This window comes from Actinokineospora alba, from assembly GCF_004362515.1.
GTDB classification, from domain to species: Bacteria; Actinomycetota; Actinomycetes; order Mycobacteriales; family Pseudonocardiaceae; genus Actinokineospora; species Actinokineospora alba.
On sequence record NZ_SNXU01000001.1, the window covers coordinates 1,436,584 to 1,453,014 of the forward strand.

General features: G+C 70.6%; 20 protein-coding genes. 6 read left to right on the forward strand and 14 right to left on the reverse strand.

Features of this window, described 5'->3' with window-relative positions:
- The first annotated feature begins 14 nt into the window (after positions 1-14).
- The 3 genes from C8E96_RS06810 to C8E96_RS06820 are packed head-to-tail and all read left to right on the forward strand — an operon-like array spanning position 15 to position 2,432.
- Positions 15-845, forward strand: coding sequence for a BKACE family enzyme (locus tag C8E96_RS06810; protein ID WP_091376218.1), 831 nt, complete (start codon positions 15-17; stop codon positions 843-845).
- A 58-nt stretch (positions 846-903) separates the two neighbouring features.
- On the forward strand, positions 904-1,473 hold the full coding sequence (locus tag C8E96_RS06815) for an RsiG family protein (protein WP_091376222.1): 570 nt from the start codon (positions 904-906) through the stop codon (positions 1,471-1,473).
- A gap of 8 nt (positions 1,474-1,481) precedes the next feature.
- A complete protein-coding gene (locus C8E96_RS06820; RefSeq protein ID WP_267463831.1) occupies positions 1,482-2,432 on the forward strand; it encodes an asparaginase in 951 nt (316 codons plus the stop codon).
- Positions 2,433-2,640: 208 nt separating this feature from the next.
- Here the strand turns inward: C8E96_RS06820 and C8E96_RS06825 are convergent, their stop codons facing one another.
- Positions 2,641-3,525 (reverse strand): hypothetical protein, encoded by an 885-nt coding sequence (locus tag C8E96_RS06825; protein ID WP_091376228.1) that lies wholly within the window; start codon positions 3,523-3,525, stop codon positions 2,641-2,643.
- A 194-nt stretch (positions 3,526-3,719) separates the two neighbouring features.
- Between C8E96_RS06825 and C8E96_RS06830 the strand changes: the two genes are divergently transcribed.
- Positions 3,720-3,902 carry a DUF3073 domain-containing protein gene (locus tag C8E96_RS06830; RefSeq protein WP_091376232.1) on the forward strand — a complete coding sequence of 61 codons (183 nt, stop codon included), beginning with the start codon at positions 3,720-3,722 and terminating at the stop codon, positions 3,900-3,902.
- 137 nt (positions 3,903-4,039) lie between these two features.
- Here C8E96_RS06830 and C8E96_RS06835 read toward each other — a convergent pair whose 3' ends face one another.
- From C8E96_RS06835 to purF, 6 genes are all read right to left on the reverse strand, one after another.
- Positions 4,040-5,104 carry an NADH:flavin oxidoreductase/NADH oxidase gene (locus C8E96_RS06835; RefSeq protein WP_091376236.1) on the reverse strand — a complete coding sequence of 355 codons (1,065 nt, stop codon included), beginning with the start codon at positions 5,102-5,104 and terminating at the stop codon, positions 4,040-4,042.
- Between the two features lie 79 nt (positions 5,105-5,183).
- Positions 5,184-5,612 carry an alternative ribosome rescue aminoacyl-tRNA hydrolase ArfB gene (arfB, locus tag C8E96_RS06840; protein WP_228769943.1) on the reverse strand — a complete coding sequence of 143 codons (429 nt, stop codon included), beginning with the start codon at positions 5,610-5,612 and terminating at the stop codon, positions 5,184-5,186.
- A gap of 42 nt (positions 5,613-5,654) precedes the next feature.
- Complete coding sequence (locus C8E96_RS06845) at positions 5,655-6,386, reverse strand: hypothetical protein (protein ID WP_091376242.1); 732 nt, start codon at positions 6,384-6,386, stop codon at positions 5,655-5,657.
- The gene (locus C8E96_RS06850) at positions 6,371-6,892 is read right to left on the reverse strand and encodes a SigE family RNA polymerase sigma factor (RefSeq protein ID WP_091376246.1); all 522 of its coding nucleotides are present in this window, start codon (positions 6,890-6,892) and stop codon (positions 6,371-6,373) included. Before C8E96_RS06850 ends, C8E96_RS06845 begins: the two co-directional genes overlap by 16 nt.
- 53 nt (positions 6,893-6,945) lie before the next feature.
- Positions 6,946-8,037: a phosphoribosylformylglycinamidine cyclo-ligase gene (purM, locus tag C8E96_RS06855; RefSeq protein ID WP_091376249.1), complete on the reverse strand. Its 1,092-nt coding sequence runs from the start codon at positions 8,035-8,037 to the stop codon at positions 6,946-6,948.
- Between the two features lie 31 nt (positions 8,038-8,068).
- Positions 8,069-9,613 (reverse strand): amidophosphoribosyltransferase, encoded by a 1,545-nt coding sequence (purF, locus tag C8E96_RS06860; protein WP_091376252.1) that lies wholly within the window; start codon positions 9,611-9,613, stop codon positions 8,069-8,071.
- A 120-nt stretch (positions 9,614-9,733) separates the two neighbouring features.
- Here purF and C8E96_RS06865 point away from each other — a divergent pair, with 120 nt between their 5' ends.
- Positions 9,734-10,399: a TVP38/TMEM64 family protein gene (locus C8E96_RS06865; RefSeq protein ID WP_091376255.1), complete on the forward strand. Its 666-nt coding sequence runs from the start codon at positions 9,734-9,736 to the stop codon at positions 10,397-10,399.
- On the opposite strand, the gene C8E96_RS06870 is transcribed toward C8E96_RS06865, so the two are convergent.
- The 6 genes from C8E96_RS06870 to C8E96_RS06895 form a co-directional block, all read right to left on the reverse strand.
- The gene (locus C8E96_RS06870) at positions 10,388-11,245 is read right to left on the reverse strand and encodes an alpha/beta fold hydrolase (RefSeq protein ID WP_091376258.1); all 858 of its coding nucleotides are present in this window, start codon (positions 11,243-11,245) and stop codon (positions 10,388-10,390) included. The two genes, C8E96_RS06865 and C8E96_RS06870, sit on opposite strands and share 12 nt — an antisense overlap.
- On the reverse strand, positions 11,242-11,613 hold the full coding sequence (locus C8E96_RS06875; RefSeq protein WP_091376261.1) for a sterol carrier family protein: 372 nt from the start codon (positions 11,611-11,613) through the stop codon (positions 11,242-11,244). Before C8E96_RS06875 ends, C8E96_RS06870 begins: the two co-directional genes overlap by 4 nt.
- Before the next feature lies 1 nt (position 11,614).
- The gene (locus tag C8E96_RS06880; protein WP_091376264.1) at positions 11,615-12,424 is read right to left on the reverse strand and encodes an ESX secretion-associated protein EspG; all 810 of its coding nucleotides are present in this window, start codon (positions 12,422-12,424) and stop codon (positions 11,615-11,617) included.
- Entirely contained in the window at positions 12,424-13,728 is a 1,305-nt protein-coding gene (locus C8E96_RS34385) for a PPE domain-containing protein (protein ID WP_091376268.1), read from the reverse strand. Before C8E96_RS34385 ends, C8E96_RS06880 begins: the two co-directional genes overlap by 1 nt.
- 41 nt (positions 13,729-13,769) lie before the next feature.
- Complete coding sequence (locus C8E96_RS06890) at positions 13,770-14,114, reverse strand: hypothetical protein (protein ID WP_091376270.1); 345 nt, start codon at positions 14,112-14,114, stop codon at positions 13,770-13,772.
- Positions 14,115-14,284: 170 nt separating this feature from the next.
- Positions 14,285-14,917 carry a DUF3558 family protein gene (locus C8E96_RS06895; protein WP_091376274.1) on the reverse strand — a complete coding sequence of 211 codons (633 nt, stop codon included), beginning with the start codon at positions 14,915-14,917 and terminating at the stop codon, positions 14,285-14,287.
- Positions 14,918-14,973: 56 nt separating this feature from the next.
- Between C8E96_RS06895 and C8E96_RS06900 the strand changes: the two genes are divergently transcribed.
- Complete coding sequence (locus C8E96_RS06900) at positions 14,974-15,528, forward strand: type VII secretion system-associated protein (RefSeq protein ID WP_228769944.1); 555 nt, start codon at positions 14,974-14,976, stop codon at positions 15,526-15,528.
- Here C8E96_RS06900 and C8E96_RS06905 read toward each other — a convergent pair whose 3' ends face one another.
- Positions 15,529-16,407 (reverse strand): sigma-70 family RNA polymerase sigma factor, encoded by an 879-nt coding sequence (locus tag C8E96_RS06905; protein ID WP_091376281.1) that lies wholly within the window; start codon positions 16,405-16,407, stop codon positions 15,529-15,531.
- Positions 16,408-16,431 lie beyond the last annotated feature (24 nt).

Consider the following 16,431-nt stretch of genomic DNA (forward strand, 5'->3'; position numbering starts at 1 on the left):
CCAGGATCGGCGCCATGTCGACATCTCCGGGCACGTTGATCACGGTCGCCCCGACCGGTGCCGAGCACGCCAAATCCGACGTGCCGAACCTGCCGGTCACCCTGGACGAGCTCGTCGCCACCGCGCGCGACTGTGAGCGCGTCGGCGCCGCGATGATCCACATCCACATCCGCGACGACGACGCGAAGCCGTCGTTGGACCTGCAGCGGCTCAAGGACACGGTCGCCGCCGTGCGGGAGAGCACGAACCTCATCGTGCAGCTCTCCACCGGCGGCGCGGTCACCGATCCGGAGGAGCACCGGCTGCGCGTCCTCGACGCGATGCCCGACTCGGCGTCGTGCTCGATGGGCACCCTCAACTTCGGCGACGACGTGTTCCTCAACCGCTGGGACTTCATCGTCGAGCTGCACAAGCGGATGCAGGACCGGGGCATCGTCCCCGAGTACGAGATCTTCGACCTCGGCCACCTGACCGCCCTGCGCAGGCTGCTCGACCAGCACGGCCTGCCCGCGGGCGGCCACGTGCACCTGGACCTGGTCATGGGCGTGCCCGGCGGCATGCCCGGCGACACCGAGACGTTCGCCGCGGCGCTGCGGCTGATCCCCGAGGGCGCGACCTTCTCCGCGACCGGCGTGGGCCGCTCGACCCTGCCGATCCTGTTCGCCGCCCTGTCGGCTGGCGGGCACGTCCGGGTCGGGATGGAAGACACCATCTCCTACGCGCGTGGCGAACGGGTCAAGGACAACGCCCAGTTGGTCGCACGTGCGTCGGGTCTCGCGCGGATCGCCCAGCGTCCGCCGATCAAGCCCGATGACGCGCGAGTGCTGCTCGGGGTGACAAGCTAGGGAGTGATTAGCTAGTCACGGTATGGCGGCGAGGCACGATTTATCGGAGGATGTGCGCGTGATCGAAGTCCGCCCCGGTGGGCGCAGGCGCATCGACCGAGTGCTGTCGCCTGACTATGTCGAGAACCTCGACCAGCTAGACCTCGTCGAGGTCCGTGCGCGACGCGACGACGCCGCGCAGGAGGAGACCGACCTCTCCTACATGCGCAGACTGCTCCACGGGCGGATCGACATCGTCAAGGCCGAGCAGAAGCGCCGGGCGACGGGCGGGTCCCAGTCGGTGGTCGACCAACTCGCCGCGATCCTCGCCGACAACGCGGTGGGCCCGGCGATGGGTTCGGGCCGCTACCAGACCTTGGAGCCCTCACGCGCCGAAGCGCACCGCAGGCACGTCGAGGCCCTGGTCTCGGACGCGGACCTGACCGACGTGGTCAGCCTGCCGGACGAGCGCCTCGACCTCGCCCTGCGGACCTACCAGGCCGAAGAGGCCTCGGTGTCGCAGCGGCGGCGCCAGGTGCAGGTGGTGATGGATCTGCTGAACGAGCAGATCGGCAGCCGCTACCGCGCGGGCAGCGCCTCGGTCGACGATCTCCTGGCCGCCGAACGCGCGAAACGAGAGCCCAGCTGAATCCCGTACTGGTCGAAGTCCTCCGCTCCGGATTCGTGGAATCCGTGCACCGCGGCTCTTTGGTGGTGCTCGATCCGGGCGGCGAGATCCTCCTTGCCCTGGGCGAGGTCCGCGAACCGGTCTTCACCCGCTCCTGCAACAAGCCCCTGCAGGGCCTCGGCCTGCTCCGCGCCGGCCTGGACCTGCCCGACGACGCCGACCTGGCCGTCGGCTGCGCGTCGCACAGCGGTGAGACCGAGCATGTGGAGCAGGTCCTCGGAATCCTGGGCAAGAACGGCCTGACCGAGTCCGACCTGGGCTGCCCACCCGACTGGCCGCTCAACCAGGCCGCCCGCAACCGGGTGATCGCCGGCGGCGGCGGCAAGCGGTCCGCGGCGATGAACTGCTCGGGCAAACACGCGGCGATGTTGGCCACCAGCGTCCAACTCGGCTGGGATGTCCGGTCGTACCTGGACCCGGACCACCCGGCCCAGGCCGCGATCGCCGACACCGTCGCCGAAATGACCGGCGAGGACATCAGCACCATCGGCGTCGACGGCTGCGGTGCCCCACTGTTCGCGTTGACCTTGGAAGGCCTGGCCACGGGCTACCGCAGGCTGGTCCTCGCCGAACCCGGCACCCGCCGCAGGCGCGTAGCCGACGCGATGCGGGCGTATCCACACCTGGTCGGAGGCACCGACCGCGACGACACGGAACTGATGCAGGCTATCCCCGGCGTCCTGGTCAAGGGCGGCGCGGAAGGCGTGCACGCGATGGTCTTGGCGGACGGCACGTCGGCGGCAATGAAGATCGACGATGGCGCACCACGACCGCGCACTCCGCTGTTGGTGGGCGTCCTACGAGCACTGGGCTACGACGCTCCCGCGCTGGCCGACATGGCCGAACGAGAAATCCTGGGCGGCGGCGTCCCCGTCGGCTCCGCGCGACTGCGCCCAGGCCTGCTCGACGACTTGGGCTGACCCCCGCCCTCACTCCCCCCAACGTCAACGGGCCGAACCCAACGGCCTGTTCGGGTGGTTCGCCTTGATTTGGGGTGAAATGGGCCTAAACTTTCGCGGCGCGGGGCAGTTTCCCTATCCTGCCCGCTTTACCCGCGCAGGCCCATTTCTAGGGGTCCCCAAATCAAGGCGAACCACCCGAACAGGCACCCCAGCCAGGCAAGACGGCTCAGTTGAAGCGTTCCCGAATAGCCATCCCAGCCCAAAAATCCCGAAGCTTCGTAAACCGCTCAGCAACTTCCCCAGCATCAGAAGCCTCAATAGCGTCCAAGATCCCGTTCACGTCATCGGCCGACGTGTCCTCCAACAGCTCCTCATCAGAGAACAGCTGCACCAACCCGCCATAGTCCAGCTCAACCGCCGACGCGTCGTCGAAGTTCTCCAACCAAGCAGCGGTGTCGATCAACACCCGCGTAGGCCCGGCATCCCCGAACGTCTGCTCAGCCAGCGTCGCCGCCCGCTCGATCCGCCGCCGGGCGTCGCCCATCGCCACCCGCCAGAACACCTGCCGCCGCGGGTCGTCCCGAGGCGCCACGACGATGTGCCGGTGGGCGGGGTCGACCAGCGAGAACCACGGCAGCGGCACCGTCCACGTGGTCGACACGATGTGCACCGACCCGTTGGGCTGGTCGCCAAGGATGGTGGCCGCCCGCGCCCGCAGGCGCTCCGGCGAGTCCGACAGCATCGCCGCCCGCAGCATCGGCGTGGACGTCTCCAGGAAGCCCATCAGGGCCGCCGCGGACCGTGCGCGGACGTCCATCGGGCACACGAGCGGGCCCGGCCCCACGGTGGCGTCCTCGCAGTGGACCTCGGCCGGGTCGATCACCAGGACGTCGCGGACCGAACTGGGCGAGGGGCGGCCGTCAGGCAGCTCGCCGGGCAGGGTGGCGTTGGCGAGCTGTGATCGGAACCACACCTCGCGTTCGCGGACGCCTGCCTGGGCGTGCTCGACCGCGCCGTCCTCGATCACGGCGCGGAGCAAATCCCCCAGTGATCCACCGAAAGAAGACAACGGCTCGTACACCCGGAGGTAGGCGACGAACGGACGAGGCACGCGCTCATGGTTTCACGGACTGTGGCGATCGACGCCCTCGGGCGAGTGTTCGGCCAGGTGTCGGGTTCTGCACACCATGCCGCGTCGCATCGAACCCCTTCGGCACGGTACGGTAGTTACCAGGAATCAACTGTCGACATCTACGGGGCCGCCGTTCCCCCGGCCGCCCCGTCACTGTGCGAGGGGGTCGAGCCATGGGGCGCGGCCGAGCTAAGGCCAAGCAGACGAAGGTGGCCCGGGAGCTCAAGTACAGCTCACACGCCACGGACTTCGACGCCCTACAGCGTGAGCTGTCGGGCGGCAAAGACGACGGTCACGACAGCAGTGACCAATTCGACGACTCGTCCGACGACGAGTACGACGAATACCGGCGATGACTCAGGGTCCGTCACACCGCATTTGGTGACGGACCCACCACGCCGCATCCCCCTCCGTAAAGCCATGAAGACCGCCCCCTGACCGGGGCGGTCTTCATGGCTCGACATCGGAGCACACAGCTCGGTTCGGCGCACCCTCAGTACGAGACACTCCGGTACTGGGCGGGCACGGCCGCACTGTCACCGAGTTCGGTGGCCGCACGGAGCGCCCAGTAGGGATCCCGAAGCAATTCCCGTCCGACGAGCACCAGGTCGGCCGATCCGTCCGCCAGCACCCCCTCCGCCTGGCGCGCGTCGGTGATCTCCCCGACCGACGCGGTCAGCACGTCGGCCTTGCGCTTGATCGCGTCGGCGAACGCCACCTGGTAGCCGGGTCCGGTGGTGATCTTGGCGTGCGGGACGTTGCCGCCGCTGGAGACGTCGATCAGGTCCGCTCCCGCCTCGGCCAGCACCCGCGAGATCTCCACGCTGTCGTCGACGGTCAGCCCGCCCTCGGTCCAGTCCGACGCGGAGATCCGGACGAACACCGGCACGTCCTCGCCGACCGCCTCGCGCACCGCGCGCACCACCTCGACGGCGAACCGCGTCCGGCCCTCGAAGGAGCCGCCGTAGCCGTCCGCGCGGGTGTTGGACAGCGGCGAGAGGAACTCGTGCAGCAGGTAGCCGTGGGCGGCGTGGATCTCGACGACCTTGAACCCCGCCTCGACGGCGTGCCGCGCGGCCTGGGCGAACCTGGTCACGATGGCGGCGATCCCGGCCTCGTCGAGCGCCACGGGAACGCGGTACTCGGGGACGAAGGCGTCGGTCGTCGGCGCGACCGGGGTCCAGCCGCCGTCGGCGTCGGCCACCCCACCGTGACCGGCGAACGGGCTGTAGGTGGAGGCCTTGCGGCCCGCGTGCGCCAGTTGGATGCCCGGCACGGCGCCGTGCGCGGCGATGAACGCGGTGATCGGCCGCCACGCCTCGACGTGCTCGCTCGACCAGAGCCCGGTGTCCTCCGGCGAGATCCGGCCTTCGGGCTCGACCGCGGTGGCCTCGGCGAACACCAGGCCCGCCCCGCCGACCGCCCGGGAACCCAGATGCACCAGGTGCCAGTCGTTCGGCAGGCCGTCGCGCGCGGAGTACTGGCACATGGGGCTGACCACGACCCGGTTGGGCAGGGTGACCGAGCGCAAGGTCAGCGGGCTGAACAGCAGGCTCACGGGATCCTCCGGGCTAGTTCGTATGACTACGAACTGTTCAGCACCGGTCACCCGACCCGTGTTCCCGTTGTGGTTCAGATCACTCGGCGGAGGGCGCGCGGCGGCCACGCTTGGTCTCGCCGCGCTGCTTCTTCGCGGTGATCCGCCGCTCCTTGGCCCGGCGCGACGGCTTGGTCGGCCTGCGCGCGGGCGGTGGCGGTTCGGCGGCCTGCCGCAGCAGCGTGGCGAGCCGCTCGCGGGCCGCGGCACGGTTGGCGAGTTGCGCCCGGTATTCGCTGGCGGCGATCGTCACCACGCCGTCGACCAGCCGGTTTCCCAGGCGGGCGAGGAGGCGGGGGCGCAGGTCGTCGGGGACCGACGGCGAGCGCTCGACGTCGAAGGACAGCTCGACGCGGCTGTCGGCGGTGTTCACGCCCTGGCCGCCGGGACCGGACGACCGAGAGAACCGCTCACGCAGCTCGGTCGCCGGAATCACCAGCTTTCCGGACACCACCAGTTCTTCAGCCACGCCACAAAGCATGCCGTACCGGCTCTGACACGCGGAACCGGTTTAAGCCAGGCCCGGGAAGGTGCCGATTGTCGCGAGCAGTTCGACGGAGAGCAGCCTGCCGGGCCGCCCATGATCGGCGGCGGGGCTCTCGACTACAGAGACCTCGCGACCGTTGGAGCGCCGGATGTTGACCAGCACGGTCTCGCGGTCGCCGTCATGCTCGATCTTGGTCCTGATCACGGTGCCGTCGACGTTCTCCTGGAGGTGGCAGTCCTCACCCGAGCGGCAGAACAGGCGCAGGGTGCCCGACGGCTCAAGGGTGATCGTCAACCGGCGCGCACCCGTGGAACTGGCCAGGTGCACGGTCAGCACCGGTCCGCGGAACTGGAACTCGCCGGGACCCTGCCCGGTCCCGCGGACACCGGTGACCTCGCTCGGCCACAGCGGGCTTCCCGGGCGCACCGCGTCGGACAGCTCACGCCAGACGACGATCGACCCGGCGCCCTCCGACCGGCTCGGGGACTGGGTGGTGGACGGGTTCAGCGGCGGCACGGGCCCGCTCGGCGACGCGGCCGGGCTGACGTCACCCGCGGGCTGGCTGAGCAGCCCGCCTGCCAGCGCCGTGGTGCCGAGAGCCGCGGCGACCACCGCGGTGGCCACCCCGCTGATCGCGATCGAGCGCCTGCGTCGCAGCCGCGCCCGGCCCTCGGCGAAGACCTTGTCGCGGTCGATGCCGAGCGGCGGTTCGCCGTCGAGGGCGCGGCCCAGCAGGTCCCTCACGTCGTCGGGCATGGTGATCCCTCCAGCGCGACACGGCCTGCCGCCAGCAGTTCACGCAGGGCGGCGAGTCCCTTGGACGCCTGGCTCTTGATCGTGCCCTCGCTCTTCCCGAGCGCCTGCGCGGTCTCCGCGACGGAGAGGTCTTCCCAGTACCGCAGGACGACTACCGCGCGCTGCCCCGGCGGCAGCTGCGCCAGCGCCCGCCGGACGTCGACGGCGTCGTCCACCCCGGCGGGTGGGACGCCGATCTCCGGGAGGTCACCGACCACGTTCTCGCGTCTGCGGAACGCGCGGCGGGATTCATCGATGGCGGTGCGGACCATGATCTTGCGCGCGTAGGCGTCGACGTTGCCCGCGCGGTTGAGCCGCGGCCAGGCGACGTAGATCTTCGCCAGCGTGGTCTGCACAAGGTCCTCCGCGCGATGCCAGTCGCCCCCGCTCAACAAGTAAGCGGTTCGGCGCATGACGACGGCACGGCTGTCCAGGTATTCCCCGAATTCCGCGTCGCGATCGGACACCGGCCCCTCCCGCCCTCACCTGTTAATACGGCCGGGCGGGACCGCGGGTTGCCTCAGAACCTGGGGTGATCTCCGAGCAGCACCGCGCGCGGGGCGTCGGCGTCCTCGGCGGGGCGGACATCGCCGAGCACCCACGCGGGCACGTGCCGGGCGGTGAGGACCGCCAGCGCCCGGTCGACGTCCTCGGGCGCGACGACGGCGACCATGCCGACGCCCATGTTGAACGTGCGCTCCATCTCGACCCGCTCGACCCGGCCGCGCTGGGCGATCAGCGAGAACACCGGCTTCGGCGTCCAGGTGCCGCGGTCGAGGTCGGCGTGCAGGCCGTGCGGGATGACCCGGGCCAGGTTGGCCGCGAGGCCGCCGCCGGTGACGTGGGCGAAGGTGCGGACCTCGGTCTCCGCGCACAGCGCCAGGCAGTCCTTGGCGTAGATCCGGGTAGGTTCGAGCATCTCCTCGCCGAGGGTGCGGCCGAACTCCTCGACGTGGCCCTCCAGCGGCATCCGGCCGATCTCCAGCAGGACGTGCCGGGCCAGCGAGTAGCCGTTGGAGTGCAGGCCGGAGGACGCCATGGCGATCAGCACGTCGCCGGGGCGGACCTTGTCCGGGCCGAGCAGCTGGTCGGCCTCGACGACGCCGACACCGGTGCCGGACAGGTCGTAGGCGCCGTCGGCCATCAGGCCGGGGTGCTCGGCGGTCTCGCCGCCCAGCAGCGCGCAGCCCGCGAGGACACAGCCCTCGGAGATGCCCTTGACCAGCGCGGCGACGCGGTCGGGGATGACCTTGCCGACGGCGATGTAGTCCTGCATGAACAGCGGCTCGGCGCCGCAGACCACGAGGTCGTCGACGACCATGGCGACCAGGTCGATGCCCACGGTGTCGTGGATGTCGAGGGCCTGGGCGACCGCGATCTTGGTGCCGACACCGTCGGTGGAGGAGGCGAGGATCGGCTCCTTCCAGCGGTCGAGCTTGAGCTTGAACAGCCCGGCGAAACCGCCGATGCCACCCATCACCTCGGGCCGGATCGCCTTCTCCGCCCACGGCTTGAGCTTCTCGACGGCCTCATCACCGGCCTCGATGCTCACCCCCGCGGCGGCGTAAGTGGCACTGGCGGAGACGGGCTGGGACTCGCTGGTGTCAGTCATAACTCGAATCACTGTTTGTAGGAACGCGAGATCAGGGACGGCGCAATGCGTCCTCGGCACCGTACCCGGTGGTGAGGACCGGGGCAGCGGAGCCCGCGACGCCCTTCTCGATCCCCTCCAGGAGGTGCTTGCCGATGTGGATGTCCTCCGGCAGCGGGATCGGGTACTTGCCGTCGAAGCAGGCCGAGCAGAGCCTGCTCTTGGGCTGCTCGGTCGCCGCGACCAACGCGTCGAGCGAGACGTAGCCCAACGAGTCCGCGCCGATGGAGCGGCGGATGCCGTCGAGGTCGAGGCCGTTGGCGACGAGCTCGGCGCGGGAGGCGAAGTCGATGCCGTAGAAGCAGGGCCAGCGCACGGGCGGCGACGCGATCCGCACGTGCACCTCTAGGGCACCCGCTTCGCGAAGCATCCGGACCAGCGCGCGCTGGGTGTTGCCGCGCACCACCGAGTCGTCGACGACGACGAGCCGCTTGCCGCGGATGACGTCGCGCAGCGGGTTGAGCTTGAGCCGGATACCGAGCTGGCGGATGGTCTGCGACGGCTGGATGAACGTCCGGCCGACGTAGGCGTTCTTGACCAGGCCGGAGCCGTACGGGATGCCGCTGGCCTGCGCGTAGCCGATCGCGGCCGGGGTGCCGGACTCCGGGACCGGGATGACCAGGTCGGCCTCGGCCGGGAACTCGGCGGCCAGCTTGCGGCCGATCTCGACCCGGGTGGCGTGCACGCCGCGGCCGGAGATCGTGGTGTCCGGGCGGGCGAGGTAGACGTACTCGAAGATGCAGCCCTTGGGCTCCGGGGTGGCGAAGCGCGATGAGCGCAGCCCGTCGGCGTCGATCGCGATCAGCTCGCCGGGCTCGACCTCGCGGACGAACGACGCGCCGACGATGTCGAGGGCGGCGGTCTCGCTGGCCACGACCCAGCCGCGCTCGAGGCGGCCGAGCACGAGCGGCCGGACACCGTGCGGGTCGCGGGCGGCGTAGAGGGTGGACTCGTCGGAGAAGACCAGGCAGTAGGCGCCGCGCACGGTCGGCAGCAGCTCCATGGCGGCCTGCTCGATGCCCTTGTCGGCGGCCGCGGCGGCCAGCAGACCGGTCAGCAGGTCGGAGTCGGTCGTCGCGCCGTTGCGGGTGGCGACGCCCAGTTCGGTGGCGCGGTCGCGCAGTTCGGCGGTGTTGACCAGGTTGCCGTTGTGGCCCAGGGACAGACCGCTGCCGATGGCGGTGGTCCGGAACGTCGGCTGGGCGTTCTCCCACGTGGTCGACCCGGTGGTCGAGTAGCGGCAGTGCCCGACGGCGACGTGGCCGCGAAGGGAGGACAGGACCTGCTCGTCGAAGACCTGGCTGACGAGCCCGAGGTCCTTGAACACGACGATCTGCGCGCCGTCGGCGACGGAGATGCCCGCGGCTTCCTGCCCACGGTGCTGCAGCGCGTACAGGCCGTAGTAGGTGAGTTTCGCGACTTCCTCACCAGGCGCCCAGACGCCGAAGACTCCGCATTCTTCGCGGGGCTCAGGTTCCGGCTGGTCGATGTTGGGGTCGGATGTGACTGGGCCAGTCGAGAACTGGTCGGTGACCACCGGAGCGCTCCCTGTGGATGGAGTGAGGCTGCACCCAAGTGTAAGTGCTCGATCGTGTGATGCCGACAATCGGACGGTGGCCCGCGTCACGTGTCCCGCGTTGCCATTACCGTGTGTCCGGTGTCCGGACGAAAAGCACTGATCATCGCCCTCGCGAGCCTCGTCGCCTTGGTGGTGGCGGGATCGCTGGCGCCCGTGCCCAGTCCGGCGGAAGTGCGCGGCTGGGCGGCGGCAGCCGGGTGGGCGACCCCGGTGGTGTTCCTGGCGGTCTACGCCGTCCTGACCGTGGTGCCGATCCCGCGGACCGTGTTCAACCTCTCGGCCGGACTCCTCCTCGGCGAGGCACTGGGCGTCGCGGTGGCCATGCTCGCGACGGGCCTGGCGGCGTGGACGGCGTTCCTGCTGGCCCGCGGGCTCGGCCGCAAGTGGATGGAATCCCACCTGGAACGCGACGCGGTGCGCACGGTGAACGCGCGGCTCAGCGGGGGCGGGATCGCAGGAATGATCTCGCTGCGGCTCATCCCGATGATCCCGTTCGCCCCGATGAACTACTGCTGCGGCATCTCGACCGTCCGCCTCGGGCCGTTCCTGGCGGGCACAGTGGTCGGCAGCCTCCCCGGGACCATCGCCGTGGTGACCTTGGGCGACGCCCTCACGGGCACGACTCCGCCGGCGCTGCTGGCGGTGTACGCGGGATTGGCTCTGGTCGGAGCGGTGGGGCTGTACGCGGTCCTGCGCAGGCAGCGCCTACGTACCGGACTCGCAGGACCGGACCTAGCGGACTGACTCGCCGACCGCTTCGGTGAACGCCTTCGGGTCGTCCACCCAGGGGAAGTGGCTCGCATCCGGCAGCACCGCGGGCTCGGCGTTGGGGAAGAGATCGACAAGAGCGCGCGCGGCGGCTGGGGTCGGCGCCGGATCCAGCGCACCCGCGACCACCAGGACCGGCGCCGTCACCGCGCGCAGCGCTTCGCGGACGGCGCCCGTGTCGGGCTCGAATCCCGCGTAGAACCCCTCGGCCGCGGCGCGGCCACGCTGCTTCGGCTCGGCCGCGGCATGGGCCTGCGTGACCGCGTTCCACTGCCCGTAGGCGAACGGTGCCGCGGCCATCCTCAGCGGCATGATCTCCGCGTAGTCCCGGCCCTCGGCGGCGGCCCGCTGCCAGGCGTCCATGGCGGGCCGGGCGGTGCGGAACCACGGTTCGGCGGACCTGGCTTCGATCGCCTCCTCGAACCCGACTGTGTCGAGTCCGACCGCGCGGAGACCGGGCGTGACCAACACCAGCCGGTGGAGCCGGTGTGGAAAGCGGGCCGCATAGAGGGTGGCGACGTTGCCGCCCGCCGAGTGCCCGACGAGGTTCATTCGCTCAAGCCCGAGGTGCGCCCGCAGCGCCTCCACGTCGTCGACAAGACGATCGCAGCGGTACGCGGTCGGGTCTGCGGACTCCGCCGAGTCCCCGGTTCCCCGGTGGTCCAGGAACACCAGTTCATGGCTGTCGGTCAGGCCGCCGAGATCACCGAGATAAGACGAGGCCCGACCGGGCCCGCCGGGCAGGCACACGAGCACCGGCCCGGTCCCACGCCGGTGATAAGCGAGCTTGGTGCCATCGGCGGCGGTGAACAGGGTGCTCATTCGATGCTGAGCAACGGGAGCAGCGCCGAGAGGTCGGCGCGGGCGCCCGAGGCGGTGACCCGGCCGGTCAACACCGCGTCGGGCCACGACAGTTCGCCGGTGGCGAGGGCGAGCCAGGTGGTCGGGTCGGTCTCGATCACGTTGGGCGGTGTCCCTCGGGTGTGGCGTGGGCCTTCGACGCACTGGACGGCGGCGAAGGGCGGTACCCGCACTTCGACGCTGCGGCCGGGAGCGATGTCCTCCAGGGTGCGCAGGCTCAGCCGGACCGCGGCCGCGAGGACCGGTCGGGGCGGCTGGTCGCCCGCGTCCCGCCAAGCCCGCACCGCGGTGCGGAGCTCGGCGGGATCGACACGTTTGCGGCCGGGCAACTCAGGACTCGGTCGACCGCATCGCCTCGGCCAGCATCTCGTCCACCAGGTGCACGAGCTTGCGGGTGTCGGCGGGCGAGATGGTGGTCCAGAAGTTGCCGTCCGAGGAGGCCTTGCGGACCTGGACGTAGCGGCCGTCGGGGGTGTCGAAGAAGGACACGACCCGGGCGGCGCGCTGGCGGCGGCCAAGGCGGTCGCGCACGGCGGCACCGAAGTTCCCGGTGCCCTGGACGTCGCCGATCATCGTGGCGAGGGCCCGGGCGTCGTCCGTGCGGACGCCGCGGCCGAGCAGGGCCGCCTCGAAGCTCTTCTGGGTGCCGTCGGTGGACTTGGCCGCGGCCTCGAAGTCGTCGGTCCGCAGCGTGACGGACTGGCCGGGGCCGCCCTGCCAGCTCGGCAGGACACCGACCGCGGCCGACGCCAGCGACTCCGGGGAGATGCGGCTCAGGGTGATCTGGTTGTCCCGCATCACGGCCAGCGCCGCGTTGGGACCGGCCACCCCGGTCATCAGCCGCACACCGCGCCCGGCCCACGCACGGCCGTCGACCTCGCGGTCGGGGCGGGCGATGATGCCGAACAGGTGCTCGATCTCCGGGTGCACGTCGACCTTGCGGCCCAGGCCCCGGGCGTCGAGATCAGCCCAGACGCGCTCCTCGATGGCGGCGCGTTCCTCGTAGGTCTTGCCCGGGGACGGCACCTTGACGATCAGCGGCATGGCGCCGGGCGACAGGTGCTCCCACAGGACGTCGAATTCGAGGGCGGAGAGCGAGACGGGCTCGCTCTCCACCTCGATCATGGCTCCGAACGGCATCACTGCTCGCTGGTCTCGCCGATGACGGTGGGGGCGACCATGCGGTCGTCACCGAACACGTCCTCGGTTTCCACGAGGTAGTTCGCCAACTCGTACTCTTCGTCTTCCTCGCTCTGGGCACCGCGAGCGCCACCCATGCCGCCGCCCATGCCCTTGCCCGCACCCGCGGCACCGCCGCGAGCACCGCCCGGACCACCGGGACCGGCCTGGCCGAAGCCACCGGCACCCGCCATGCCGCCCTTGCCCATCTGGCCCGCCTGGCGCGACGCGTCGCCCGCCTGGCCCATGCCGCCCTGGCCGAGGCCGCCCTTGCCGCCCGCACCGCCCGTCGCGGACTTGCCCGCGCCGGGGTTGTTGGTGCTGTTCGGCGAGGACGGGTTGCTGGTCGGCGGGAGGTTGCCGGTGAAGCTCGGGTTGTTCGGCCCGTTGGTGCCGCCGGGGACGAGCTGGTTCGGCGCGGGCGGTCCACCAGGGGTGACCGTCGGCGGGACGTAGCCCTGCGGCGTGGTGCCCGTGGGCGGGACGTAGCCGCTCGGCAGCGTGGGCGTGCCGGACGGGGGACCCACGTACTGGCCGCCGCCGGTGCCCGCCGGGGCGACGTAACCGCTGCCGGTGTTGGGCGCGCCCGAGTAACCGGACGGCGAGGTGTAGTTGCCGTTGCCGTTGTTGCCCGAGTAGCCGGAGTTGAAGTTGCCGACAGCCGAACCCGACGTGCCCGCGGGCTCGGGCGTGGAGACGACCACGTCCGGCGGCGGGACGAAGGTGCCCAGCGTGTTGCGGTTGAACTCGCTGCTGTTCTGGTACGAGTCCATGGTGTCGACGGCCTTCTGCGAAGCCCGGTCCTGCTCGGCTTCCTGGGCCTCGTGGTCCATCGCCTGCCCGGCGACGGCCGCGGCGGGACCGGCGTTGCCGGTCAGCAGCGCGGCACCGGCGGCGACCTTCGCCCAGCCCGAGGGCGCGGGCGTGGAGATCTCGACCGGCTCGGGCATCTCGGCCCGGGCGCGGGAGATCATGTCGGCCTGGTACTCGGTGGACGACTTCATCATGTTCGTGCCGGACTGGGCGTCGGCCGCCCACGCCTGCAGCGGGGTCAGGCCGGCGGTGGCGCTCTCGCCCGCCGCGCCCTCCCAGGCCGCGCCGAGCTCGCCGAGCTTGCGGTTGAGATCGGCGTCGATCTCGGCCAGCTCGGTGGTCAGCGCTTCCCAGTACGTGGTCTGCGGAGTGGAGGCGGCCGCACCCGGGCCGTTGTTGATCATCGTGTGGAGCGTGGGGTGGTCATACCCCTGCCACCGGTGCATCACCATAGGAATCACCCTCAGGTCGTCAAGCGAAAGTCTGCGGCCTACTAGCCGTTGTCGTGCTTGCCCCAGCGGGCCGTGTTGTCGCCCTCGACCAGCATGTAAGCGTCGTAGGACCGCTGCAGCGCGTCACAAGCGGCCGTGAGCTGCTTGTCGTAACCCTTCAGGCAGGCGATCGCGGAATCCGCGCCTCCACCGTTGGTCCGCTCAGCGAACTGCTCGGCAGTCTCACCACTGACCGGGTCGTCGGCCCACTTCGGGATCTGCAGCGCGTCGAGGGCTCGCAGCTTCTCGGCCACCCGGTACTGCGCGTCTCGGAATGCGGCCAGCGCTGCCGGGATCGACGACGGCTCGACCTTGAGCGTCTGCGTACCGGAATAGGTGGGCCCCACAGGTGCGGATGAACCCCCGCCGCCATCGGCTAGAAACACCGTTCGACTCCCTCAGTCCTGTGCTCTTGCAACGAACTGTATCTGTGATGCGTGAGGTCGCGGAATGGTTCCGCGACATCGGGTGAATCTTTGACTTAATTTTCAGACTCCCCCGAGCCTCCGGTATGACGCTAGCGCGCGAGGACGACCTTCATGCCCGCTTCCGCCATTTTGACCACCCTGGTGCACAACTCCGGCTGCGGTGTGACGGGCTGACGGCTGTCGTTGGACACCAGGAGCTGGAAGAACATCATCTGGCCGTCCTTGGTGTCGACCACCGCGTAGCAGGAGATCCCCCGCTTGGGGGCCACGGTCGCCGCGGGATACCCCTCGATCTTGATCTGCTTGGTCTCCCCATTGGCGCCCTCGACCCACGATTTCATTCCCTGGGTCACAACTGACTCGATCCCGACAGTCAGATTGGACGTGATCCCCGCCGCGGTACAGCCCTGAGACCCCGGGAAGATCGAGGATTCCTTCTGGAAGCCGGGGACTTGGTTATCCATGCCGTAGTCGCTGAGCTTGAGCGTGTTCATGACGTCGCACGGGTTGACCGCCGACAGGTCCTTGTCCGCGGGGCGGTCGACCTTGGGCGGCGCGGTCGTCTTCTTCGTCGGGCTCGGCTTGTCCGTCGTCTCCGTCGATTCGCTGGTCTTCGGCGTCGTGGTCACCGGAGCGGGCGTCGGCTCCGAGCAGGCCGTCAGCGCGAGTGCGGCGAAGGCTGTGACGCTGCTGACGGCCAGGCGTGCTGCGTTGGTCCCCATGACCGCAAAGTACCGAAGGGTGACCAGCGGTGACTCGGGAACCTACGATGAGCCGCATGGAGGAGCCGGAGATCACCCTCGACATGCGTGCGGGCGCGCGGGCGAACCCGAACAGCTGGCTTTACGTGATCGACCCGGCCTTCGGGCACGACGAGGACGTGCCGCCGTGGGGTGTGGTCGGGGCGTACCCGGTCGACGACCGCGGGGAGATCGGTGAGGCGTTCCGCCCGAACGCCGACTACCGACCCTCGCCCGCGGCGCTGCGGATGCCGGTGCCGTCGAATCCGCTGGAGAAGATGCTCCAGCTGATCAAGACCCGCCACCGCGAGCAGCGCGACCTGCTGCCCGCGGTGCTGGACGCGACCCTGCTGCTGTACTCCGCGTCGGCCGAGGACCAGGGGGTGACCGGTTTCCCGAACCATGACGGGCGGGTGATGGTCCCGGCCTGCACCTCCGCCGCGCATGTCCCGGCGAACTGGCCGGGATGGCGGGAGGTGCGCGGCCGCGACCTGGCCAAGCTGCTCTACGGACACCCGCTCGTGGTGAACCCGATCGGCCCGATCACCGCCCTGGTGCCCGCCGCCGACCTCGCCAACGCCTTGACCTGGTAGTCAGCCGACCACCACGTCGAAAGAGCTGATCCGCTCCTGGTCGGCGATGATCTCGATGCCGACGATCTTCCCCTCGGCGATCGTGAAGCCGAAGACGACCCGCGGCGTGCCGTCCGGCGCCCACACGGCCGCGGGAGCACCGTCGACCAGCGCGGGCAGCGCCGCCTGGGCGCGACCGAGGAACGAGCTCGCGACGGCCGCGCCCCCGCGCACCTCGCTCGCCAGCTCGGGCGCTCCGGGGCTGGCCGCGGCCGCGACAAGGGCTGCTTTGTCGGTGCGGAGCACGACGTCGGGGTCGAGCACCGTGAGCAGGGCGTCGAAGTCGCCGCCGCGGGAGGCGGCCAGGAAGGCGTCCACGATCTGGCGGCGGCGGGGCAGGTCGGCGTCGGTGACCGGGTCGGCGCCGCGGACCCGGCGGCGGGCGCGGCTGGCCAGCTGGCGGGTGGCGGCCGGGGTGCGGCCGACGATCTCGGCGATCTCGTCGAACGGCACGGCGAACAGGTCGTGCAGGACGAAGGCGAGGCGTTCGGCGGGCGCGAGCGTCTCCAGGACCACCAGCAGAGCGGGACCCACCGAGTCGGCGAGCAGCGCCTCTCGTGCCGGATCGTCGCCCGCGACCGGCTCGGGCAGGTCCTCGCCGAGTTCCTCGCGGCGGGACTTGCGGGTGCGCAGCATGTCCAGGCAGACGCGGGCGACGACGGTCGTCAGCCAGCCCGTCAGGTTGTCGACTTCGTCGACGTCGGCGCGGGTGAGCCGGAACCAGGACTCCTGCACGGCGTCGTCGGCTTCGGCGATCGAGCCCAGGATGCGGAAGGCGACCGTCCGCAGGTGGTCACGGTCGGCCTCGAAACGCCGTGCGAGCTGGTCGTTCTTGTCCATCGGTCCATTCCTCCGTCGCGGTCC